Source organism: Pseudomonas poae RE*1-1-14, from assembly GCF_000336465.1.
GTDB classification, from domain to species: domain Bacteria; phylum Pseudomonadota; class Gammaproteobacteria; order Pseudomonadales; family Pseudomonadaceae; genus Aquipseudomonas; species Aquipseudomonas poae.
In genome coordinates this window covers 5,330,689-5,351,942 of the sequence record NC_020209.1, presented here as the reverse complement: position 1 = coordinate 5,351,942, position 21,254 = coordinate 5,330,689, and the positions used below count along the sequence as shown (strand labels likewise).

The window sequence follows — 21,254 nt, the reverse complement described above, 5'->3', positions numbered from 1 at the left end:
TCTTCAAGCTCCGATGTCTGGCAGAATTATACCCATCTAACCCGTGGTTTCCCGTGTCTCATGCCTGCCATTACCTCCGACCTGCCCGCGCTTGCCCAATCGATCAAGGACTGGGGCCGCGAGCTGGGCTTCCAACAAGTGGGCATCAGCGGCCTGGACCTCGCCGAGCACGAGCAGCACCTGCAACGCTGGCTCGACGCGGGCTACCATGGCGAAATGGACTACATGGGCGCCCATGGCAGCAAACGCTCCCACCCCGAGGAACTGGTGCCGGGCACTCTGCGCGTAGTGTCGCTGCGCATGGATTATCTTCCCGGCGACACCCAGATGGCTCACCTGCTGGCACAGCCGGAAAAAGCCTACATCTCGCGTTACGCCCTGGGCCGCGACTACCACAAGCTGATCCGCAAGCGTGTGCAGCAACTGGCCGACCGTATCCAGTCACAGATCGGCCCGTTCGGCTTTCGCGCCTTTGTCGACAGCGCGCCGGTGCTGGAAAAAGCCATCGCCGAACAGGCCGGCCTCGGCTGGATCGGCAAAAACACCCTGGTGCTCAACCGCAAGGCCGGCAGTTACTTCTTCCTCAGCGAGCTGTTCGTGGACCTGCCATTGCCGGTGGACCCGCCCCACAGCACCGAACATTGCGGGCGCTGCACGGCGTGCCTGGATATCTGCCCGACCAATGCCTTCGTCGGCCCCTACGTGCTGGACGCCCGGCGCTGCATTTCCTACCTCACCATCGAACTCAAGAGCGCCATTCCCGAGGACCTGCGCCCGCTGATCGGCAACCGCGTGTTCGGCTGCGATGACTGTCAGATCGTTTGCCCGTGGAATCGTTTCGCCCGGCCCACCGCCGAAAGCGATTTCAAGCCCCGGCACAATCTGGATAACGCAGAACTGGCCGAACTGTTCCTGTGGGACGAGGACAGATTCCTCAGCAGCACCGAAGGCTCGCCGCTGCGTCGTGCCGGTTATGAGCGCTGGCTGCGCAACCTGGCCGTGGGCCTGGGCAATGCGCCGTCAAGCATTCCGGTGCTGGAGGCGCTGAAGGCGCGGCGCGATTACCCTTCAGAGCTGGTGCGCGAACATGTGGAATGGGCGCTGAAGCAACACGCCGAACGTCAGTGAACGTCGTCGTTATAGACGAACTTGGGCATTTCCCAGTGAAAACGGATCGCCAGCAGACGTAACAAAAACCCGCTGAACAGCGTCAGCAGAATGGCCTGTTCGCCGGGTAATTCAAGGTAAAGGCACAGCAGGTAGAACCACGCAGCGAGGAATGACACGCTGGCGTACAGCTCACGGCGGAACACCAGCGGAATGTCGTTGCAGAAGATGTCCCGCAGGATACCGCCGAACACTCCGGTGATCACGCCGCTGACCGAAGCCACCAGCATGCCGTGGCCCATTTCCAGGGCGGTCATGCAGCCGATCAGGGTAAAGGCCACCAGCCCCACAGCGTCCAGCGCGAGAAACAGCGAGCGCAGGCGGCGCATCAGCGGTGCGGCGAAGATCGTCACCAGCGCGGCGATCGAAGTCAGTATCAAGTATTCCGGGTGTTTGACCCAGGTCAGCGGGTAGTGGCCGAGCAGCACATCGCGCACCGATCCGCCGCCCAATGCCGTCACACAGGCGATCAGCACCACACCAAACCAGTCCATCCCGCGCCTGCCTGCGGACAATGCGCCGGTCATGGCTTCGGCGGTGATGGCGATGAGGTAGAGCATCAGCAGCATGCGGGCGGTCCTTGCATGGGAGGGCGGTAAACAGCGTTGACTTCATCGCAGGCAAGCCAGCTCCCACACTTGACTGTGTTCACACATCAAAAGGTGGGAGCTGGCTTGCCTGCGATGGCGCCGGTTCAGGCGCCCCGGAATCAAGCCTTAATGAAATGCTTGCGGTAATGCTGCAACTCGGCAATCGACTCGCGAATATCATCCAGCGCCAGATGCGTGCTGCCTTTGTGGAAGCTGTCCTTGACTTCGGGCGCCCAGCGCGCAGCCAGCTCTTTCAAGGTGGACACATCCAGGTTGCGATAGTGGAAGTAACTCTCCAACCCCTTCATGTGCGTATAGAGGAAGCGCCGGTCCTGGCAGATGCTGTTGCCGCAGATCGGCGACTTGCCCTTGGGCACCCACTTTTCCAGAAACGCGATGGTTTCGGCTTCGGCTTCGGCCATGCTGATGCGGCTGTCGCGCACACGCTGGGTCAGCCCGGAATTGCCGTGGGTCCGGGTGTTCCACTCGTCCATGGTGGCCAGCACCGCGTCGCTGTGGTGGATGGCGATCACCGGACCTTCGGCCAAGGTATTGAGGTTGCTGTCGGTGACAATCGTCGCCATCTCGATGATGACATCGGTGTCGGGGTTCAGACCGGTCATTTCCAGATCGATCCAAATCAGGTTCTGTGGGTTCAGCATGGCTTGATTCTCTTGGCACCTTGGCGTAGCCGCGCAGTTTAGCAGGCGGCGGCGTGCTAGACTCGCGACCGTTTTACCCTATCTTTGCATTATCGACACGGAACACCAATGGCCAAACGCCAGCTCAACCGTCGCCAAAACTGGCGCATCGAAAAGATTCAAGGCGAACGCGCTGCGCGTGCCGCCAAACGTGAATCCTCCGCCGTGGAAGCGCTTGAGGGCGGCGACCTCGGCCCGGAACAGACGGGCCTGGTGATCGCGCACTTTGGTGTGCAGGTCGAAGTGGAGGCGCTGGAAGGCGAACTCGCCGGCTCAGTGTCGCGCTGCCACTTGCGCGCCAACCTGCCGGCGCTGGTCACCGGCGACAAGGTGGTGTGGCGTGCCGGCAACCAGGGCATCGGCGTCATCGTCGCGCAACTGCCGCGCACTACCGAGCTGCGCCGCCCCGACAGCCGTGGTCAGCTCAAGCCGGTAGCGGCCAACGTCGACATGATCGTGATCGTGTTCGCCCCGCTGCCCGAGCCCCATGCCAACCTGATCGACCGCTACCTGGTCGCGGCCGAGCATGCCGGCATTCGCCCGCTGCTGCTGCTGAACAAATTCGACTTGATCGACGACCAGAATGCCCCGGCGCTCAATGCGCTGCTGGCGGTGTACCGCACACTGGGTTATCCGGTGCTGGAAGTGTCGGCCCATCACGGCGATGGCATGGAACAGCTGCAACAGCAGCTGGACGGGCGTATCAGCGTGTTTGTCGGCCAGTCTGGCGTGGGCAAGTCGTCGCTGGTCAACAGCCTGCTGCCGGAAGTCGACACCCGCGTCGGCCCGCTGTCGGAGCTGTCCGGCCAGGGCACCCACACCACCACCACCGCGCGCCTGTTTCACTTCCCCGGTGGCGGCGAGTTGATCGACTCCCCCGGCATTCGTGAATTCGGCCTGGGCCACGTCAGCCGCAGCGATGTGGAAGCGGGTTTCATCGAGTTCAACGACTTGATCGGCACCTGCCGCTTCCGCGACTGCAAACACGACCGCGAACCTGGATGTGCGTTGCTCAAGGCATTGGAAGACGGGCGCGTGCAACAGCAGCGGATGAACAGCTATCGGTCGATTATTGCGAGCTTGCCTGAGAGCAGTTACTGACCAGGCATTTTCTTGATACAGATAAAATGAGTCGTGGGTCCCCCTGGTCCATTGCTTTAACAGGGGGTGGGCATCAAGAATCAGGACCCACTGGGTGGCTGGTACACGCAAGCCAGCTTCGTCAGCGGCATCAAGGCTTATCTACCCCTCTGAACACAAATAAAAACGCCCCGAGCAATCGGAGCGTTTTTTACTTGATACGGCACGTGAGAATCGCCTACGACCCCGTCCCAGGCACCGTAGGATCCTTCACCCCACCATCATCGAACAGGTTCAGCTTCTGGCGCAGCTCATGGGCCGGCAACGGCTCCTGCCCTGGCGGAATCGCATTCGGGTCGGTCGGCACCTCGCCCGGTGCGCCTTCACCCTGGGCGGGTGGCAGTGGCGGCTGGTCGCCTTCAATCGCGCGCTGGGCCTTTTTGGTCAGCACGACAATATCGATGCGCCGGTTGACCGGATTGAAGGGGTCCTTGTTATCGAACAGCTGCGAAGAGGCAAACCCCACCACACGCGCCACTTGCGGGTCAGGGTAACTGCCGGCGACCAGCGCACGCCGGGCGGCGTTGGCGCGGTTGGCCGACAGCTCCCAGTTGCCGAAGTCACCCTGGCCCGCATAGGGCTTGGCGTCGGTGTGGCCGCTGATGCTGATCTTGTTCGGCACCGCCTTGATGGTGTCGGCCATGGCCAGCAGGATGTCTTCAAAGTACGGTTTCAGGCGTGCGCTGCCGGAGTCGAACATCGGCCGGTTGGCGGCGTCGGTGATCTGGATGCGCAGGCCTTCCGGGGTGATCTCGAACGAAATCTGATCCTTGAACTTGAGCAACTGAGGGTTCTCTTCGACCTTGTTCTGCAGTTCCTGCAACAACAGCTCGAGGCGCTCCTGCTCGACCTGTTCGGCCATGCTCTCGACGGTATCGCGCTCCACGGGAATCTTGTCCTGCGGCGACTCGGTCTGCACCTCCGGATTGATGGTGCGTTCCGGCGCCAACTGCGGTGAACCGCCCAGGTCGATCACAAAGGGCGTACCGCTTTCCGAGAAGCCAATCGGGTCCTTGAAGTAACCGGCAATGGCGATCTTCTGTTCCGGCGTGGCGGTGGACATCAGCCACAGCACCAGGAAGAACGCCATCATCGCCGTGGCAAAGTCGGCGAAGGCGATCTTCCAGGCGCCACCATGGTGCCCCGCAGCGAAGCGCTTGACGCGCTTGATGATTATCGGCTGGTTGTTTTCCATGGCTTAGCGACCGCGAACCGCTTGCTCCAGCTCGGAGAAACTCGGGCGATGTTTGGGGTAGAGCACCTTGCGGCCGAACTCCACGGCCAGCGATGGCGGCATGCCGGATGCCGACGCTACCAGGCTGGCCTTGATGGCTTCGTACAGGTTGACCTCTTCCTTGGCATCGTGGGCCAGGCAGGTGGCAAGCGGGCCGAAGAAACCATACGCCGCCAGGATACCGAAGAAGGTGCCCACCAGCGCCGCACCCACGTGCATGCCGATGGCCGCCTGGTCACCTTCGCCGAGGGAGGCCATGGTCACCACGATGCCGAGCACCGCTGCCACGATACCGAAACCGGGCATGCCGTCAGCCACACCGGTTACGGCATGGGATGGATGCTCAAGCTCTTCCTTGAGGCTGAACAGTTCCATGTCGAACAGGCCTTCCAACTCGTGGGGAGCCATATTGCCGGAGGACATGATGCGCAGGTAATCACAGATATACGCGGTCAGGCGCTCGTCTTTGAGCACTGTCGGGTACTTGGCGAAAATCGGACTGGCCGCGGCGTCTTCGATGTCGCCCTCGATAGCCATCATGCCTTCGCGACGGCTCTTGTTGAGGATCTCGTAGACCAGCCCCAGCACGTCCAGATAGAAGGCGTGAGAAAAGCGCGAGCCGAACATGCCCACCGATTTCTTGATCACGTGCATGGTCATGTAGCCGGGGTTGGCCTGCAGAAATGCGCCAAACGCGGCACCGCCGATAATCAGCACTTCGAAAGGCTGGATCAAGGCTGCAATTTTACCGTGGGACAGGACGTACCCACCGAGCACACTTGCGATGACGACAATGATGCCGATAATTTTAGCCATAGGGGATCTGTACTTGCGCCGTCGGGTTCATGGACATAGTGGGTGCAGCTGAAAACTCTTGTTCTACTTATCGGCAAAACTGCGCCAGACTATAGCCCGTTAAGGCGAAAAGCCAACTCAGCCCGTTCCGGGCGTATTGAACGCAAGTGATGATCGCGCCCCAATGATGGCTAATGAAACCAACGTCCCAAGTGCCAAACCCACCACTCTCGCCGCCTGGATCAAGCGCCTGGACGAGGTGCTGCTGCCCGTGCCCCAGGCCGCCCATGAGCGCGTGTGCAAGGCCATTCGCGACAGCCGCAGTTCATTGCGAGATATTGCCGAACTGATGCAAAACAGCCCTGCGCTGGTACTCAGCGTGATGCGCAAAGCCAACAGCCACACCCAGGGCAGCATGACGGAACCGGCGGAAAACCTCGAAGTGGCGCTCAACCGCCTGGGCCTCAAGCGCGCCGAAGAACTGCTCGCGCGCCTGCCCTCGGTGCCCGCCCAGGAAATCCCGCTGGCCTTGCGCCAATTGCTGCTGGTGAGCCAACACGCGTCCCAGCAGGCCAGCGGCTTGTTCGCCAGCCGTCTGGCGCGCCTGTGGCAGGACATTCATTGGGGCAGCCTGCTGTTTCTGTCGCCGCTGTGGCCGATGGCCGTGGCCTACCCCAAGCTGCTGGAAGAGTGGGAACTGCGGGTTATCCATAAAGGCGAGAGCGCCCGCGCGGTCGAGCAACAGGTGTTCGGCGTGCGCCTTTTGGACCTGTGCCTGGGCCTGACCGAAGCCTGGCACCTGCCGGTCTGGGTCTCCCAGGGTTATACGCTGCTGCGCAACGAGAAGCGCCTGCTGGTCAAGGCCCTGCGCATTGCCCGCGAGGATGACGCGCTGCGCCATCAGCAATTGCTCGACGCCGAGCCCAACCTGCGTCGCTGGCTCAACCAGCCGGCCAATACCGTGTTGCTGGCCAACGGGCTGGCGCTGTCGGCCCAGGAGTCCTGGACCTGCCCGCACGCCGAGCGCTGGCAATACCTCACCGCGCTGTACCTGCAACAGCCGCTGGCCGACGTGCAGCAACAGGCTCACCAGCAATCCGTCACCAGCGCCCGCACGACGCTGATGCCCGACCTCTGGCACCCGGCGCTCTCGCTGATCTGGCCGTGGCATGTGCAGAGGGTTCATCGCGGCCTGCTGCCGGCGCCACCGCCCACCGCCGAAGCGCTCGCCGTGTGGCGCAGGCACTGCACCGAGTTGCTGCTGGAGCCGAGCCGCTTCGCCAACGCGATGCACCTGACCACCTGCGCCAAGGACGCGCTGGTGGCCAGCGGCATGCAACGGGTGATGCTGCTGATGACGGATCGCGCCCAGAGCACCTTGCGCGTGCACCAGGTCGACGGCCTGCCGCGAGACGCAGCCAACCTGAGTCTGGACGTGGTCAACAGCACGCTGCTGCAGCGCCTGCTGGAGAAGTCCGCCCAGGTGCGCCTCACGCCCGATAACCATGCGCAATTCTCGGCCTTGCTGCCGCCGATCCTGCGCCGCCTGTTCGCCGGCGAACACCTGCTGCTGCGCTCGGTGAGCTGCAATGGCAAGGTGGTCATGCTGATGATTGCCGACCAAGGCGGCGGGCCGTTTTCGGAAACCACCGTGCAGGCCTTCGGCAAAACCGCCCAATGTATCGAGAAAGCCCTGCACTGCTTTACCAACCGCAGCGCCTGATGCTTGCGCTACAATCGCCCTCCTTTATCACCCACTTTTGTGCCCAGGAGACCTCACATGCCTGACTTCTCTGGCTTGCCGCTGGTGATCGAATCCAGCGACCTGCTTGGTCAACTGGATGCCGAGCACCTGATTGTGGTGGACCTCACCAGTGCCGCCCGCTACGCCCAGGGGCATATCCCCGGCGCGCATTTCGTTGATCCCAAGCGCACCCAACTGGGCCAGGCACCGGCGCCGGGCCTGCTGCCGAACAAAGCCGACCTGGAAACACTGTTCGGCGAGCTGGGCCACACCCCGGACGCCACCTACGTGGTCTACGATGACGAAGGGGGCGGCTGGGCCGGGCGCTTCATCTGGCTGCTCGACGTGATCGGACACCAGAAGTACCACTACCTCGACGGCGGCCTGCTGGCCTGGCTGGAAGAAAAACACCCGCTGTCCACCGACGTACCCGCCCCCGCCGGCGGTCCAGTCAGCCTCACACTGCACGACGGCCCCATCGCCACCCGCGAATACCTGCAAAGCCGCCTCGGCGCCGCCGACCTGGGCATCTGGGACGCAAGGGGCCCGCTGGAGTACTCCGGCGAAAAGGTACTGGCAGCCAAGGGCGGCCACATCCCCGGCGCAGTCAATTTTGAATGGACCGCCGGAATGGACAAGGCGCGCAGCCTGCGCATCCGCCGCGACATGCCGCAGGTCCTCGAAGACCTGGGGCTTACCCGCGACAAGGAAATCATCACCCACTGCCAGACTCACCACCGCTCTGGCTTCACCTACCTCGTGGCCAAGGCGCTCGGTTATCCGCGAGTCAAAGGTTATGCCGGTTCCTGGGGCGAATGGGGCAACCACCCCGACACCCCCGTTGAGATTTAAGGTTTAAGGACAGTTAATGAAAAAGCAGTTGTTTATCCTCAGCCAGTACTTGCTGCCACACCACTTGCTGTCGCGCCTGGCCGGCTGCATTGCCGAATGTCGTGTGCGCTGGTTCAAGAATGCCTTCACCACCTGGTTCGCCAAGCGCTATCAGGTGGACATGTCCCAGGCCCTGGTGGAGGACGTGACGGCTTACGAGCACTTCAACGCCTTCTTCACCCGCGCCTTGAAAGACGGCGCGCGCCCACTGGACCAGACGCCGGGCGCGGTGCTGAGCCCGGCCGACGGCGCGGTCAGCCAGCTTGGTCCGATCGAGCATGGCCGGGTCTTCCAGGCCAAGGGCCACAGTTTCAGCGTGCTGGAGCTGCTGGGAGGTGATGCGGCCGTGGCTGCGCCGTTCATGGGCGGTGACTTCGCCACCGTGTACCTGTCGCCGAAGGACTATCACCGCGTGCACATGCCACTGGCCGGCACCCTGCGCGAGATGATCTACATTCCAGGGCGCATTTTCTCGGTCAACCAGACCACCGCCGAAAACGTGCCCGAGCTGTTTGCGCGCAACGAACGTGTCGCCTGCATTTTCGACACAGAGCGCGGCCCGATGGCAGTGGTACTGGTGGGCGCGATGATTGTGGCGTCGATTGAAACCGTATGGGCCGGGTTGGTGACGCCGCCAAAGCGTGAGCTGAAAACCTTCCGTTACGACGAAGCCGCGCGGGCACCGATTCATTTGGAGAAAGGCGCTGAATTGGGCCGCTTCAAGCTGGGTTCGACGGCGATTGTGCTGTTTGGGCCGGACCAGGTGAAGTGGGCTGAGACGCTGGTAGCGGGTGCCCCAGTGCAGATGGGTCAGGGCATGGCACTGCCGAAAGCCTGACCCGAAGCCGACACAAATCAACTGTGGGAGCGGGCTTGCCCGCGATAGCGGTCGTTCAGTCAATGATGTATCGACTGACACTCTGCCATCGCGGGCAAGCCCGCTCCCACATTGACCGTGTCTCTACTTCAGGGCTGCCCGTCGCGGTCGCGAACGCCCAGCAGATACAACACCCCATCCAGCCCCAACGTCGAAATCGCCTGTTTGGCCGACTGTTTAACCAGCGGCTTGGCACGGAACGCCACACCCAGGCCGGCAATCGCCAGCATCGGCAAGTCGTTCGCGCCGTCGCCCACCGCAATGGTCTGCTCCAATCGCAAGCCTTCCTTGTGCGCCAACTCCCTGAGCAGGTCCGCCTTGCGTTGAGCATCGACAATAGGCTCAACCGCCACACCGGTCACCTTGCCGTCCATCACTTCCAGCTCATTGGCGAACACATAGTCGATGCCCAGCTTGGCCTGCAATTGCTTGGCAAAGTAGGTGAAGCCGCCGGACAGGATCGCGGTCTTGTAGCCCAGTCGCTTGAGTTCGGCGAACAGAATTTCCGCGCCTTCGGTCAGGCGCAGCGAGGCGCCAATGGAATCCAGCACGCTGACATCCAGCCCTTTGAGCAACGCCAGGCGTTCCTTGAAACTGGCGCGAAAATCCAGCTCGCCGGCCATGGCGCGCTCGGTGATGGCCGAGACCTGCTCACCCACGCCGGCGGCTTTGGCCAGTTCGTCGATGACTTCGGCCTCGATCAGCGTGGAGTCCATGTCGAACACCGCCAAACGGCGGTTGCGACGGTACAGCGAGTCTTCCTGGAAGGCGATATCGACATTCAGCTCCTGCGCCACGCTGAGAAACTCAGCGCGCAGGGCCTGCGGGTCGGCCGGTTCGCCGCGTACGGAGAACTCGATGCAGCCCTTGCCCAGGTCGCTCGGCATATCCAGAGGCACGCGTCGGGACAGACGGTCGATATGGTCGATATTCAGGGCATGATGCGCGGTGATCGCGCTGACGCGCTGCAATTGCTCGGCCGTGACCTTGCGGCTCAGCAGCGTCACGATGTGGCGTTTGTCGCGCTGGCCGTCCACCCAGTGCTGGTAGTCCGCTTCGGACAGCGCGGTGAAACGCACCTGCTGCTCCCATTCTTGCGCGGCAGACAGGATGTCGGTACGCAGGGACTCGGCCTGTTCCTTGCCCGGAATTTCCACCAGAATGCCGAACGACAGGGTGTCGTGGATCACAGCCTGGCCGATGTCGAGAATGTTCACCCCCCCCTGGGCCAGAACGCCGGTAATGGCCGCGGTGAGACCCGGGCGGTCAACGCCGGTGATGTTTATCAGGACAATTTCGCGCAAGGCGCACCCCCAGGCTGGAAAAAAACCGCATTCTACCCACTTTCAGTGACCATCGGGCACAGCGAGCGCTTTGCCGGTACAGGGCCTGTCGCTATACTGCGCGTCAACTTCACGGACCAAGAGCCGAGCGCAAGTGAACCGGCCCACGCCAGTAAAAACCGATAACTTCTTCCTGCTGATCTTCCGTGCACTGCGTCATCGCCGTGTACCGATAGCATTACGCATCGCCAGCCATAACGTGATCCTGGTCGCCCTGGCTCTGGTGATCTACGCCTGCGTGATGGGCTTGCAGTTCAAGCAGGCCATGCACGAGCAGGCTGACGCCCTGGGCGAGAGCCTGACGACCCAGACCGCCACCTCGGCGACCGAGCTGTTGGTGTCCAATGACATCCTCAGCCTCAACGTGCTGCTCAATAACCTGACCAAAAACCCGCTGGTGGCCCACGCGGCCATTTACAGCGTGGACAACCGGATCATGGCCGAAGCCGGGCAGCGCCCGAAGAACGGCCTGCTCGGCGAAGCCGAAGGCCTGTACCAGAGCAATATCACGTTTCAGGACGTGAAGGCCGGCCAGCTTCGCATCAGCCTGGACATGCAGCAATTCCAGCAGCCGATGACCATCAGCCTGCAAAGCATGGGCATCCTCAGCGCGATTCTGCTGGCACTGGCGTTGGCCTTGAGCCTGCGTCTGGGGCGGCACATCTCCACGCCATTGATGCAACTGCGCATCTGGCTGCGCGATATCGACGAGCACACCCCGGCCACCGACCGCCAGGATGAGATCGGCGACCTTGCGCGCCAGCTTCACGCCAGCTTTGCGCCGGAGCCGGTGGTGCCCGAGGTTGAACCCGAGCCCGAGTACGACGACACCGATTACGACGACGAACCCGAGTTTGAAGTCCGTGACCTGCGCGACCCCGGCTTTGACGAAGGCGCCCCGGTCGCCAGCGCCAAGCCCGCACCGCGCCAGGTAATCCGGGCCCAGGAAGACGAACTGGACGACGAAGACCCGTTCGCCGATCTGCGCGACACCTCGGCTGCCAACCCTGCGGTGGCGCCAAAAGCGGCAGTGGTGAAAAACATCGAGCCGCAGCACAGCGCCGTTCTCGCCGTACAACTGGGCTCCCAGGAGCAGCTGCGTCGCCTGCCCCGAGCGCGCCTGACCGAACTGCTGGAACGCTACCGCGACTGCCTCGACCAGGCCGCATCGCTGTACCAAAGCGAGCTGCACACCCTGAACGACGGCAGCACGCTGATGCTGTTCCACAGCGAAGACAGCGGCGAAGACTACCTGACCAATGCCATTTGCTGCGGTGAGCTGCTGCGCGCCCTGGGGCATGAACTGCAGATCGAAGTGGCCGACAGTGGCATCACCCTGCAATTGCAGCTGGGCCTGACCGTCGGCGACGATCTGTTCGGCATGAGCCAGATCGACCTGCTGCTGACCGAAATCGCTCAGGATGCGCTGGCACTGTCTCAACACAGCCGCAACCTGCTGCTGGTGGAACGCAAGATCAGTGAAGACGGGCTGATCCGCCAGCGCGCGCGCATTCGCCCGATCGCCAGCCCTGAGGGCGCCAGCTGCGTGGAGCGGTTGATGGAGCCGTACCCATCGATGCTGGAACGTCAATTGGCGCGAATGCACGAGACCCGCAACAAGCCCTGAGCCACACGGCAGCGTTCACTAAAGAGTGGGACTTTTGTGGGAGCGGGCTTGCTCGCGAAGGCGGTGTGACAGTCAATACACAAGGCGACTGCGACACCGCGTTCGCGAGCAAGCCCGCTCCCACATGTGATCTACAACCCAACTTTAATCTTCGCCAAACAAAAGGCCCGCTTACTCAGCGGGCCTTTTTGTTGGAGAGGTGTTGGCTCAGAACCTGAACACTTCCATATCCGTACGAATCGGCGTGGCCATCGGCATCTTCGGCTTTTCCGGTGCGGCCGGCTTGGCCTGCGCCGGGGCCTGCCTGCGCATGGCTTCGGCAATCGGCGGCTGGTTGGCCAACGGCTTGAGGGCCACCGACAACTGCTGCGCCAATTGCTGCAACAACACGCCCTGAGCCTGGACCTGGGACGCGGTGGTGCCAGCGTGTTGTTCCTGCAGATGCACGATACGGTTATCGCGCACCTGACCGCGGCGGTCGATCAAGCGCCACTGCGCATCGAGGATCGCCGGCTGCGATTCGCCGGAGTCAAGCCGGGTAATGGTCAACAGCACCTGCACATCCGGGGTAAAGCCGGTAGGCGCAGGCGCCAGCACCACGCGCTGGCTGTCAAGATGACCGGCCACCTGGCGCAGCATCAACTGGTTGATGTCGGACGACAGGCTGCCTGCCCAACGACCATCCAGGGAACCTTGCAGGCTGCCGTCGTTCTGACGTTGCAGCAGGGTCTCGCGTTGCAGGTAGTCGGCAACCACCACCGGACCCAGTAATACAGCCATGCCAGCAGCTTGTGCGGGCTGAGCCGGACTTCCGCTGTCCAGCTGGTACAGCGACACCGGTTGGTGCGTGCTGCAACCCGCCAGCCCCAACAGGCCAGCGAGCATCAAAAATAGAGGAAGGCGTGGAGCAGTCATCATCCCATCCAGGTGGCGGCCACTAGGCGAACCACAATGTAATACTAAAAATAACCTAAACACGCTCGGCCACGCCGGCGCTGGAAAGGCCATATCATCCGTGAATATGCGCCATGACTCCAGCGCCAAAGCACCGATCTACCGCTTAAATCCTAGATCAAGGGCTCTAAACCGCGTTAAACGGGTGTTTCCACGAGTAAAGCATCCACACGCTGGAAGCCACGTGGCAATTTGTTGCCACGGCGACCCCGCTCCCCCTTGTAGTGTTCAAGGTCGTCAGGGCGCAGCGACAACGTGCGCTTGCCCGCCTGGAGCACCAGGGTAGAACCTTCAGGGATTACCGCGATGTCGGTTACGTACTCTTCGCGACTGGCCACCCGCTCCCCTGGAATACCAATGATCTTGTTGCCCTTGCCTTTGCCCAACTGCGGCAGATCGCTGATCTTGAACACCAACAGACGCCCCTCGGTGGTCACCGACGCCAGCCAGTTGCTGTCGCGATTGTCCACCGGACGCGGCAGAATCACCTTGGCGTTGTTCGGCAGGCTCAACAGCGCCTTGCCCGCCTTGTTCTTGGCCTGCAGGTCTTCACCCTTGACCACGAAACCGTAGCCGGCATCGGATGCGATCACGTACAGCGAGTCATCATCGGGCAGCAGCACGCACTCGAAACTCGCCCCCGGCGGCGGCGTCAGACGCCCGGTCAGCGGCTCACCCTGCCCGCGTGCAGACGGCAAGGTGTGGGCCGGCACCGAATAACTGCGTCCCGTTGAGTCGATAAACACCGCAAACTGGTTCGACCGCCCGGCCGCAGCGGTCTTGAAGCCATCGCCAGCCTTGTAGGACAGGCCGGTCGCGTCGATATCATGACCCTTGGCCGAACGAACCCAACCCTTTTCCGACAGAACGACGGTAATTTTCTCGTTAGGCAACAGCTCGGTTTCTGTCAGGGCTTTGGCCTCGGCGCGCTCGACAATCGGCGAACGGCGGTCGTCGCCATAGGTTTCGGCGTCCTTGATCAGCTCGCTGCGCACCAGCTTCTTGAGCTTGGCTTCGCTGCCCAGCAGCGCTTGCAGTTTGGCCTGTTCCTTGAGCAGCGCATCCTGTTCGTCGCGCAGCTTCATTTCTTCCAGACGCGCCAACTGGCGCAAGCGGGTGTCGAGGATGTAGTCGGCCTGGATCTCGCTCAGTTCGAAACGCGCGATCAGCTCGGCTTTCGGGTGCTCGGCGGTACGGATGATATGGATCACTTCATCCAGGTTGAGGTAGGCAATCAGCAAACCGTCCAACAGGTGCAGGCGACGCTCGACCTTGTCCAGGCGAAATTGCAGACGGCGGCGCACGGTCTGGATGCGGAACTCCAGCCACTCCACCAGCAGGTTGCGCAGGTTCTTCAGCTGCGGCTTGCCGTCCAGGCCGATGATGTTGACGTTGACCCGGTAGCTGGACTCCAGGTCGGTGCTGGCGAACAGATGCTGCATCAACACTTCGTGGTCGACCCTGCTGTTGGTCGGGATGATCACGATGCGGCAGGGGTTTTCGTGGTCGGACTCGTCACGCAGGTCGGCCACCTGCGGCAGTTTCGACGGCTTGGCCTGCATCAGCGCGGCAATCTGCTCCAGCACCTTGGCCCCGGAGACCTGATGCGGCAGCGCGGTGACAATAATGTCGCCATCTTCGATGTGGTACACGGCGCGCATGCGTACAGAGCCCTTGCCGGTCTCGTACATTTTCAGCAGGTCGGCGCGCGGCGTGATGATTTCCGCTTCGGTCGGGTAGTCCGGGCCCTGGATATGCTCGCACAGCTGCTCAACCGTGGCTTTGGGCTCGTCGAGCAGGCGCACGCACGCGGTGGCGACTTCGCGCAGGTTGTGCGGCGGCACGTCAGTGGCCATGCCGACCGCGATGCCGGTGGTGCCATTGAGCAGGATATTCGGCAAACGTGCCGGCAACACCAGCGGCTCGTCGAGGGTGCCGTCAAAGTTCGGCCCCCAGTTCGCCGTGCCCTGGCCCAACTCGCTGAGCAGCACTTCGGAATAACGCGACAAGCGCGCTTCGGTATAACGCATGGCCGCGAAGGACTTGGGATCATCCGGCGCACCCCAGTTGCCCTGCCCGTCCACCAGCGTGTAGCGGTAGCTGAATGGCTGGGCCATCAACACCATCGCTTCATAGCACGCCGAGTCGCCGTGGGGGTGGAACTTGCCGAGCACGTCACCGACGGTACGCGCCGACTTCTTGTGCTTGGAATCGGCGTCCAGGCCCAACTCACTCATGGCGTAGATGATGCGCCGCTGCACGGGCTTGAGGCCGTCGCCGATATGCGGCAAGGCCCGGTCCATGATCACGTACATGGAGTAGTTGAGGTAGGCATTTTCGGTGAAGTCAGCCAGCGATCGGCGTTCTACGCCATCTAAGCTGTCTGCGAGGATGTCACTCATGCGGGCCTCATCATGGTTTGGTAACGCGCGGTGGCAAGACCACTGCGCCGGGTCAATTCAAGTGTTTGGTGGTTCATGGCTGTGCACTCCAGCCACCGGCCGGGGCGGCAAAACGGTAGACCACCGGGCGTTTTTCACCATCGGCGCGCGCGCCGAAGTTGTTGTCGATGCCCAACCAGGCACCGTCTTCGTCAATCACCAGGGCTTCGGCCAGGCCATAGGGCTGGGCGTAACGCCGCTCAGGCTTGAGGGTTTCGTCGGCAAACGACCAGCACAGCTCGACCTTGGCCGTGACCGGGTCACGCCGGCAAATCTGGAAGGCATTACGCTCAAGGGTGAACAGCTTGCCCTTGAACAATGCCAGGTCGGCAAAATCCCTCGACACAGCCTTCGCATTGGTGAACTGGGCCGGCTGAACTTCCTGGCCGGCTTCGCTGAGCAACACGCAGGCACCGTCACAATCCCACAGGCTGTGCGGGCGCTTGATGGAAATCAGCCCGCGCCGCTCGCGCTCGGCGGCGAGCCAGATCTGGTTGCCCTCGGGGTTTACCGCCAGGCCTTCAAACAGCGCATTGAAGTGCAGCAACATGCCGCTGGCCCGTGCTTCGCGCACCATGCGCGGGGCGATCTGCAGCCACTGCGGCGCGCCGTCCACCGGCACCTGCAGCACCGCCGCATGGGCTTCGCTGACGATGTAGCGGTTACCTGCGGCATCGCAGCTGATGCCTTCAAAATCCAGGTCGCCGCCGCGAATGAACGACGCCGCCGTGGTGCGCGAGCGCAAGCCCCACGGCAAACCGGACTCGGGCACCGGTGGCACCTCGATCTTTACCGTTTCGGCTTGCCACACCGGCGCGCTGATATCCAGGCGATAGATCTGTTCATCGTCGCGGTCGGACACCGTCCATAAATCCTTGCCGCACAGCGCCAGGCCCGACAGGTTACCGCCACGCATGCCGTCCACGGCGTGCTCGGACACCAGCTTGAGCTCCGCCACGGGAGCGGCCACTGTGTCGGTGGCCACCAGAGCGCTCACCATCAGGATCGCCAGGGCGATGCCTGTACGCATCAGCCCAACACCTCGGCCAGGTTGCCTTTGGATTCCAGCCAGGCTTTGCGATCCGGCGCGCGTTTCTTGGCCAGCAGCATGTCCATCATTTCCGACGTGCCGGCGAAATCTTCCAGGGTCAACTGCACCAGGCGCCGGGTGTTGGGGTCCATGGTGGTTTCGCGCAATTGCGGCGGGTTCATTTCGCCCAGGCCCTTGAATCGCGTGACCTGTGGCTTGCCGCGTTTCTTCTCGGCCACCAGGCGGTCGAGGATGCCGTCACGCTCGGCTTCGTCCAGGGCGTAGAAAATCTCCTTGCCCAGGTCAATGCGGTACAGCGGCGGCATGGCGACGTAAACGTGGCCGGCATCCACCAACGGACGGAAGTGCTGCACGAACAGCGCGCACAGCAGGGTGGCGATGTGCAAGCCGTCGGAGTCGGCGTCGGCGAGGATGCAGATCTTGCCGTAGCGCAGCTGGCTCATGTCCGCCGCGCCGGGGTCAACGCCGATGGCCACGGCGATGTTGTGCACTTCCTGGCTGGCCAGGACTTCGCTGCCATCGACTTCCCAAGTGTTGAGGATCTTGCCGCGCAACGGCAGGATCGCCTGAAACTCCTTGTCCCGCGCCTGCTTGGCGGAACCGCCGGCAGAGTCACCCTCGACCAGGAACAGCTCGGAGCGCATCGGGTCCTGCCCGGCGCAGTCGGCCAGTTTGCCAGGCAGTGCCGGGCCCTGGGTGATGCGCTTGCGCTCGACCTTCTTGCTCGCCTTGAGGCGACGGCCGGCGTTGTTGATCGCCAGTTCGGCCAGGGCCAGGCCCAGCTCCGGATGCGCATTGAGCCACAGGCTGAAGGCGTCCTTGACCACACCGGAGACAAACGCCGCCGCCTCGCGGGACGACAGGCGCTCTTTGGTCTGGCCGGAGAACTGCGGCTCCTGCATTTTCATCGACAGCACGAATGCGATGCGCTCCCACACGTCTTCCGGCGCCAGCTTCACACCGCGCGGCAGCAGACTGCGGTATTCGCAGAATTCGCGCATGGCATCCAGCAAACCCTGACGCAACCCGTTGACGTGGGTGCCGCCCTGGGCCGTGGGGATCAGGTTGACGTAGCTTTCCTGCACACTGTCGCCGCCTTCGGGCAGCCACAGCAGCGCCCAGTCGACGGCTTCTTTATTACCCGCCAGGCTGCCGCAGAATGGCTCGTTGGGCAGACGTTCGAAGTCGCTGACGGAGTCTTCGAGGTAGGAACGCAGGCCGTCCTCGTAATGCCACTCGACTTTTTCGCCGGTGCCTTTGTCTTCAAAGATGACCAGCAGGCCCGGACACAGCACGGCCTTGGCCTTGAGCACGTGTTTGAGGCGACTGATGGAAAATTTCGGCGAATCGAAGTATTTGGGGTCCGGCGCGAAGTACACGCTGGTGCCGGTGTTGCGCTTGCCGACAGTGCCGACCACTTGCAGGTCGGTGGCCTTGTAGCCATCGGCAAAGGTCATCTCGTACTCGTTGCCGTCACGCTTGACCTTGACCCTGACCTGCGTGGACAGGGCGTTGACCACCGAAATACCCACGCCGTGCAGGCCGCCGGAGAACTGGTAGTTCTTGTTGGAGAACTTGCCGCCGGCGTGCAGCTTGGTGAGGATCAGCTCGACGCCCGATACGCCCTCTTCCGGGTGAATGTCCACCGGCATGCCGCGGCCGTCATCGGACACTTCAAGGGAATGGTCAGCGTGGAGAATCACATGCACCGATTTGGCGTGCCCGGCCAAGGCTTCGTCGACGCTGTTGTCGATGACTTCCTGGGCGAGATGGTTCGGCCGACTGGTGTCGGTGTACATGCCGGGGCGTTTGCGCACCGGGTCGAGGCCCGAGAGGACTTCGATGGCGTCTGCGTTATAAGAGCTAGCGCTGGGAGTGGCCATGGGGTCTCGTCTAGAGTCTTGCGATTAAAAAGTACCCTGGGATTTCACAATGCGCTGAAATCGAAGGATTGATACTGATCTGCGCCAATGCCGGCAAAGCTGAGCAAGGCTGGCAATTGTCGGGCAAAGCCCTGGTAACCATGGTCGCCGCCGGCCTGGATGCGCAAGGCACAGGCACGGTAGTACTGCTGGGCGAGGCGATAATCCAGGGTTTCATCTCCGGTCTGCAACCACACCTGATAACGCGCGGCGTCCTGGGGCGCCGGCACTTCCAGTTCGGCCAGCGCCGTGACGTGGTCGTGGGTCAGTTCCCAGGTTTCATCGGTATAGAGGTTCTTCTGGGTGCCCAGGTAACCGTCGAACATCCGATGAGGGCTGACCGCAGGGTTGACCAGCAGCGCCTTGAGGCCATGGCGCTGCGCGAGATGGGTTGCATAGTAGCCGCCGAGTGAGCTGCCGACCAGCAATGGCCGCCCCAGTTGCGCAATGGCCTCTTCCAATTGAGGAATCGCCTTGCGCGGATGGTGATGCAGGGCCGGCACGCGCAATTGGTCGGCCAGGCCAAGGCTGTCCATCACGGTCGTCAGCTGGCTGGCCTTGTTGGAAACCGGCGCGCTGTTGAAACCGTGGATATACAAGATCGAAGCGGACATGCCGGGGCTCTCCGTGACTCAGCCAAAGAGGCGCAGTTTACAGGGAATATGGGCAAACGAGGATCGAATGTCGGGAGCCAGCCCCCTCCCACATTTGTTTGGTGTTTGCAGCTTTTAATAGCCGTTGCTGCCGTAATCGACCGTAAAAGCAAAGTCTGGGACACGCTCCACCCCGGTCTCCAACCGCCCGTCGGCATGCAGGCGCAGCCAACGGTAGCCCGGCGCCTGCTCGCTGACCGCAAAATCCTCGCTGCCCGGCGCGAACTGGATGCAGGTGGACGGCGATGCCAGCAGACGCACGCCGTTGCGCACTTGATCGATCTCCTGATGCACATGCCCCCACAGCACCGCCCTGACCTGGGGAAAGCGATCGAGCACGGCAAACAATGCTTCCGGATTGCGCAAACCAATGGGCTCCATCCACGCGCAGCCGATGGGCACCGGATGATGGTGAAAACACACCAGATGATATTGATCAGGCGCCTCGCTCAAGGCCTGGGCCAGCAGTTGCAGTTGCTGGTCCTCCAGGTAGCCCGGCACCGAGCCGGGCACGGCGGAATCGAGCAGAGTGATGCGCCAGTTGCCGACATCGACTACCGGTTCCAGCAGGTCGCTGTTGACGGCGGCCACGCTCATGACCTGCGGTTCATCGTGGTTTCCGGGAATCCAGCGCGTCGGTGCGCCAAGCGGCGCGGTCATCTCGCGAAACTGCTGATACGACGCCAGCGTGCCGTCCTGGGACAAATCTCCCGTGGCCAACACCAGATCGACACAGGGCTGCTGCTCACGCACGAGGGCAACCACCCGGTGCAGGCTGTCACGGGTATTCATGCCCAGCAGGGTGGCATCGCCCTCGGCAAACAGATGGCTGTCGGACAACTGCACCAGCAAGGCAGCGTCAGGGTTCACAGTGGGTACGCGGGGCAAGGCGCTCTCCCTGGCAATCACGGTAAATGAAGATGGGTGTCGATTATGCTCAAGCGCGGTCTAGCGCACCACTTCGAACTCATGGCCCAGGGCCAGGCAATGGCTCAACCATTCGCCGAGGAACACATTGAGCTGTGCTTTCTCATCGGGCTGGTGCATGAACACATTCGGGTAGGGATAGATGCTGCGAAAACGCCGCGCATGTTCGGCACTGATCACTTCGGCCATGCGCGCATCGTGATACACCTGCACTTCCAGTTGCGGCACCGGCAGCCACGGCAGGCTGTGCTCCTGGCGCACCCGCAGGGTGGTGGTGTAGGGGCAGTTGACGATGACTTCCAGGGCCAGCACGCCGAGCATCTGGTCGCCATGGGTCACCCCGATGCGCCGCGCCTCGGGGGCGTGGCGCATGTCGGGAAGCAGGCGCATCAGCCGCGCATAGTTGGCCTCGCAGGCCGCTTGCAGCCCGATCAGGTCAACGCGATAGCGTTCCCGTGCCTTTACTGCCATAACCCCCTCACTTCCGCGCGGTTAAGCGCGAGCCACTGCAGGGCGATAATGCTGGCTGCGTTGGAAATTCTGCCGTCGCGCACGGCTTGCAGGGCATCTTCGAACGCCCACACCGTGACGCGGATATCTTCTGCCTCTTCTTCCAATCCATGGACGCCGCCGGCCCCCGCGCTGTCGCAACGACCCAGGAACAGGTGCACAAATTCGGTACTGCCACCGGGCGACGGAAAATATTTGGTGATCGGCCACAGCGCGGAGAACGTCAGCCCAGCTTCCTCCTCGGCTTCGCGGTGTGCAACCTCCTCCGGCTCTTCGTCCTTGTCGATCAGCCCGGCGACCATTTCCACCAGCCACGGGTTATCGGTGCGCCCCATGGCGCCGACGCGGAACTGCTCGATCAACACCACTTCATCGCGTTGCGGGTCGTAGGGCAGCACGCAGACTGCGTCGTGACGCACGAACACCTCGCGGTTGATCACTCGGCTCATGCCGCCATCGAATTTTTCGTGGCGCAGTTGCACGCGGTCGAGTTTGTAGAAGCCTTTATAAGCATTGTCGCGCTGAACGATTTCGATTGTGCTCGGCGTCGATTTCGCAATATCCGTCATGTCCCATCCTCGATAAGCCTGCGCAATGGGCGCCATCCTAACGCGCTCCTGCCCTCGGATGCAGCCCCTTTCCAGTTGCCGGGATAGACGGCTGGCGTCAAACTCACTCTAATCAGCT

At 62.3% G+C, this 21,254-nt stretch carries 19 protein-coding genes; 6 read left to right on the top strand and 13 right to left on the bottom strand.

The features are described from left to right. Positions 1–60: 60 nt before the first annotated feature. Positions 61–1,128: a tRNA epoxyqueuosine(34) reductase QueG gene (queG, locus tag H045_RS23435; RefSeq protein ID WP_015373629.1), complete on the top strand. Its 1,068-nt coding sequence runs from the start codon at positions 61–63 to the stop codon at positions 1,126–1,128. Here queG and H045_RS23430 read toward each other — a convergent pair. Next, entirely contained in the window at positions 1,122–1,736 is a 615-nt protein-coding gene (locus H045_RS23430; protein WP_003236255.1) for a trimeric intracellular cation channel family protein, read from the bottom strand. The two genes, queG and H045_RS23430, sit on opposite strands and share 7 nt — an antisense overlap. A 140-nt stretch (positions 1,737–1,876) precedes the next feature. Further along, positions 1,877–2,419, bottom strand: coding sequence for an oligoribonuclease (orn, locus tag H045_RS23425; RefSeq protein ID WP_003236257.1), 543 nt, complete (start codon positions 2,417–2,419; stop codon positions 1,877–1,879). Positions 2,420–2,527: 108 nt separating this feature from the next. On the opposite strand from orn, the gene rsgA reads away from it, so the two are divergent. Next, complete coding sequence (gene rsgA, locus H045_RS23420) at positions 2,528–3,559, top strand: small ribosomal subunit biogenesis GTPase RsgA (protein ID WP_003236258.1); 1,032 nt, start codon at positions 2,528–2,530, stop codon at positions 3,557–3,559. 217 nt (positions 3,560–3,776) lie between these two features. Here the strand turns inward: rsgA and motB are convergent, their stop codons facing one another. Then, the gene (gene motB, locus H045_RS23415) at positions 3,777–4,793 is read right to left on the bottom strand and encodes a flagellar motor protein MotB (protein ID WP_003236260.1); all 1,017 of its coding nucleotides are present in this window, start codon (positions 4,791–4,793) and stop codon (positions 3,777–3,779) included. Between the two features lie 3 nt (positions 4,794–4,796). Further along, the gene (gene motA, locus H045_RS23410) at positions 4,797–5,648 is read right to left on the bottom strand and encodes a flagellar motor stator protein MotA (protein WP_015373628.1); all 852 of its coding nucleotides are present in this window, start codon (positions 5,646–5,648) and stop codon (positions 4,797–4,799) included. A 166-nt stretch (positions 5,649–5,814) separates the two neighbouring features. Between motA and H045_RS23405 the strand changes: the two genes are divergently transcribed. Genes H045_RS23405 through asd form a run of 3 tightly spaced genes read left to right on the top strand, consistent with a single transcriptional unit; the run spans position 5,815 to position 9,100 of the window. Further along, the gene (locus H045_RS23405; protein ID WP_015373627.1) at positions 5,815–7,350 is read left to right on the top strand and encodes an HDOD domain-containing protein; all 1,536 of its coding nucleotides are present in this window, start codon (positions 5,815–5,817) and stop codon (positions 7,348–7,350) included. A gap of 57 nt (positions 7,351–7,407) precedes the next feature. Further along, positions 7,408–8,223 carry a rhodanese-like domain-containing protein gene (locus H045_RS23400; RefSeq protein ID WP_015373626.1) on the top strand — a complete coding sequence of 272 codons (816 nt, stop codon included), beginning with the start codon at positions 7,408–7,410 and terminating at the stop codon, positions 8,221–8,223. Between the two features lie 16 nt (positions 8,224–8,239). Further along, on the top strand, positions 8,240–9,100 hold the full coding sequence (asd, locus tag H045_RS23395; RefSeq protein ID WP_015373625.1) for an archaetidylserine decarboxylase: 861 nt from the start codon (positions 8,240–8,242) through the stop codon (positions 9,098–9,100). Between the two features lie 128 nt (positions 9,101–9,228). Here the strand turns inward: asd and serB are convergent, their stop codons facing one another. After that, a complete protein-coding gene (gene serB, locus H045_RS23390; protein ID WP_015373624.1) occupies positions 9,229–10,443 on the bottom strand; it encodes a phosphoserine phosphatase SerB in 1,215 nt (404 codons plus the stop codon). Between the two features lie 133 nt (positions 10,444–10,576). On the opposite strand from serB, the gene H045_RS23385 reads away from it, so the two are divergent. Continuing rightward, positions 10,577–12,109, top strand: coding sequence for an AhpA/YtjB family protein (locus tag H045_RS23385; RefSeq protein WP_015373623.1), 1,533 nt, complete (start codon positions 10,577–10,579; stop codon positions 12,107–12,109). Positions 12,110–12,316: 207 nt separating this feature from the next. Here the strand turns inward: H045_RS23385 and H045_RS23380 are convergent, their stop codons facing one another. From H045_RS23380 to H045_RS23345, 8 genes are all read right to left on the bottom strand, one after another. After that, on the bottom strand, positions 12,317–13,024 hold the full coding sequence (locus H045_RS23380; protein ID WP_081602915.1) for a PqiC family protein: 708 nt from the start codon (positions 13,022–13,024) through the stop codon (positions 12,317–12,319). Between the two features lie 176 nt (positions 13,025–13,200). Further along, positions 13,201–15,465 (bottom strand): DNA topoisomerase IV subunit A, encoded by a 2,265-nt coding sequence (gene parC, locus H045_RS23375; protein ID WP_003236276.1) that lies wholly within the window; start codon positions 15,463–15,465, stop codon positions 13,201–13,203. Positions 15,466–15,538: 73 nt separating this feature from the next. Next, positions 15,539–16,534: an esterase-like activity of phytase family protein gene (locus H045_RS23370; protein WP_015373621.1), complete on the bottom strand. Its 996-nt coding sequence runs from the start codon at positions 16,532–16,534 to the stop codon at positions 15,539–15,541. Continuing rightward, positions 16,534–18,438 carry a DNA topoisomerase IV subunit B gene (gene parE / locus H045_RS23365; protein WP_003236280.1) on the bottom strand — a complete coding sequence of 635 codons (1,905 nt, stop codon included), beginning with the start codon at positions 18,436–18,438 and terminating at the stop codon, positions 16,534–16,536. The genes H045_RS23370 and parE overlap by 1 nt, the downstream gene beginning before the upstream one ends. A 44-nt stretch (positions 18,439–18,482) precedes the next feature. After that, positions 18,483–19,091, bottom strand: a complete 609-nt coding sequence (locus tag H045_RS23360) for a YqiA/YcfP family alpha/beta fold hydrolase (RefSeq protein WP_003236281.1) — start codon at positions 19,089–19,091, stop codon at positions 18,483–18,485. A gap of 114 nt (positions 19,092–19,205) precedes the next feature. Further along, the gene (gene cpdA, locus H045_RS23355) at positions 19,206–20,018 is read right to left on the bottom strand and encodes a 3',5'-cyclic-AMP phosphodiesterase (RefSeq protein ID WP_003236283.1); all 813 of its coding nucleotides are present in this window, start codon (positions 20,016–20,018) and stop codon (positions 19,206–19,208) included. A gap of 60 nt (positions 20,019–20,078) precedes the next feature. After that, positions 20,079–20,528, bottom strand: coding sequence for a DUF1249 domain-containing protein (locus H045_RS23350; protein WP_003171323.1), 450 nt, complete (start codon positions 20,526–20,528; stop codon positions 20,079–20,081). Then, positions 20,519–21,136 carry an NUDIX domain-containing protein gene (locus H045_RS23345; protein ID WP_003236285.1) on the bottom strand — a complete coding sequence of 206 codons (618 nt, stop codon included), beginning with the start codon at positions 21,134–21,136 and terminating at the stop codon, positions 20,519–20,521. Before H045_RS23345 ends, H045_RS23350 begins: the two co-directional genes overlap by 10 nt. Positions 21,137–21,254 lie beyond the last annotated feature (118 nt).

What these genes read in the sequence shown, in the direction of transcription:
- H045_RS23350 (WP_003171323.1), bottom strand. Translation starts at nt 20,528, where the DNA reads ATGGCAGTAAAGGCACGGGAACGCTATCGCGTTGACCTGATCGGGCTG.
- queG (WP_015373629.1), top strand. Translation starts at nt 61, where the DNA reads ATGCCTGCCATTACCTCCGACCTGCCCGCGCTTGCCCAATCGATCAAG.
- H045_RS23405 (WP_015373627.1), top strand. Translation starts at nt 5,815, where the DNA reads ATGGCTAATGAAACCAACGTCCCAAGTGCCAAACCCACCACTCTCGCC.
- rsgA (WP_003236258.1), top strand. Translation starts at nt 2,528, where the DNA reads ATGGCCAAACGCCAGCTCAACCGTCGCCAAAACTGGCGCATCGAAAAG.
- parC (WP_003236276.1), bottom strand. Translation starts at nt 15,465, where the DNA reads ATGAGTGACATCCTCGCAGACAGCTTAGATGGCGTAGAACGCCGATCG.
- orn (WP_003236257.1), bottom strand. Translation starts at nt 2,419, where the DNA reads ATGCTGAACCCACAGAACCTGATTTGGATCGATCTGGAAATGACCGGT.
- H045_RS23360 (WP_003236281.1), bottom strand. Translation starts at nt 19,091, where the DNA reads ATGTCCGCTTCGATCTTGTATATCCACGGTTTCAACAGCGCGCCGGTT.
- H045_RS23400 (WP_015373626.1), top strand. Translation starts at nt 7,408, where the DNA reads ATGCCTGACTTCTCTGGCTTGCCGCTGGTGATCGAATCCAGCGACCTG.
- H045_RS23370 (WP_015373621.1), bottom strand. Translation starts at nt 16,534, where the DNA reads ATGCGTACAGGCATCGCCCTGGCGATCCTGATGGTGAGCGCTCTGGTG.
- H045_RS23430 (WP_003236255.1), bottom strand. Translation starts at nt 1,736, where the DNA reads ATGCTGCTGATGCTCTACCTCATCGCCATCACCGCCGAAGCCATGACC.
- asd (WP_015373625.1), top strand. Translation starts at nt 8,240, where the DNA reads ATGAAAAAGCAGTTGTTTATCCTCAGCCAGTACTTGCTGCCACACCAC.
- parE (WP_003236280.1), bottom strand. Translation starts at nt 18,438, where the DNA reads ATGGCCACTCCCAGCGCTAGCTCTTATAACGCAGACGCCATCGAAGTC.
- H045_RS23345 (WP_003236285.1), bottom strand. Translation starts at nt 21,136, where the DNA reads ATGACGGATATTGCGAAATCGACGCCGAGCACAATCGAAATCGTTCAG.
- motB (WP_003236260.1), bottom strand. Translation starts at nt 4,793, where the DNA reads ATGGAAAACAACCAGCCGATAATCATCAAGCGCGTCAAGCGCTTCGCT.
- H045_RS23380 (WP_081602915.1), bottom strand. Translation starts at nt 13,024, where the DNA reads ATGACTGCTCCACGCCTTCCTCTATTTTTGATGCTCGCTGGCCTGTTG.
- motA (WP_015373628.1), bottom strand. Translation starts at nt 5,648, where the DNA reads ATGGCTAAAATTATCGGCATCATTGTCGTCATCGCAAGTGTGCTCGGT.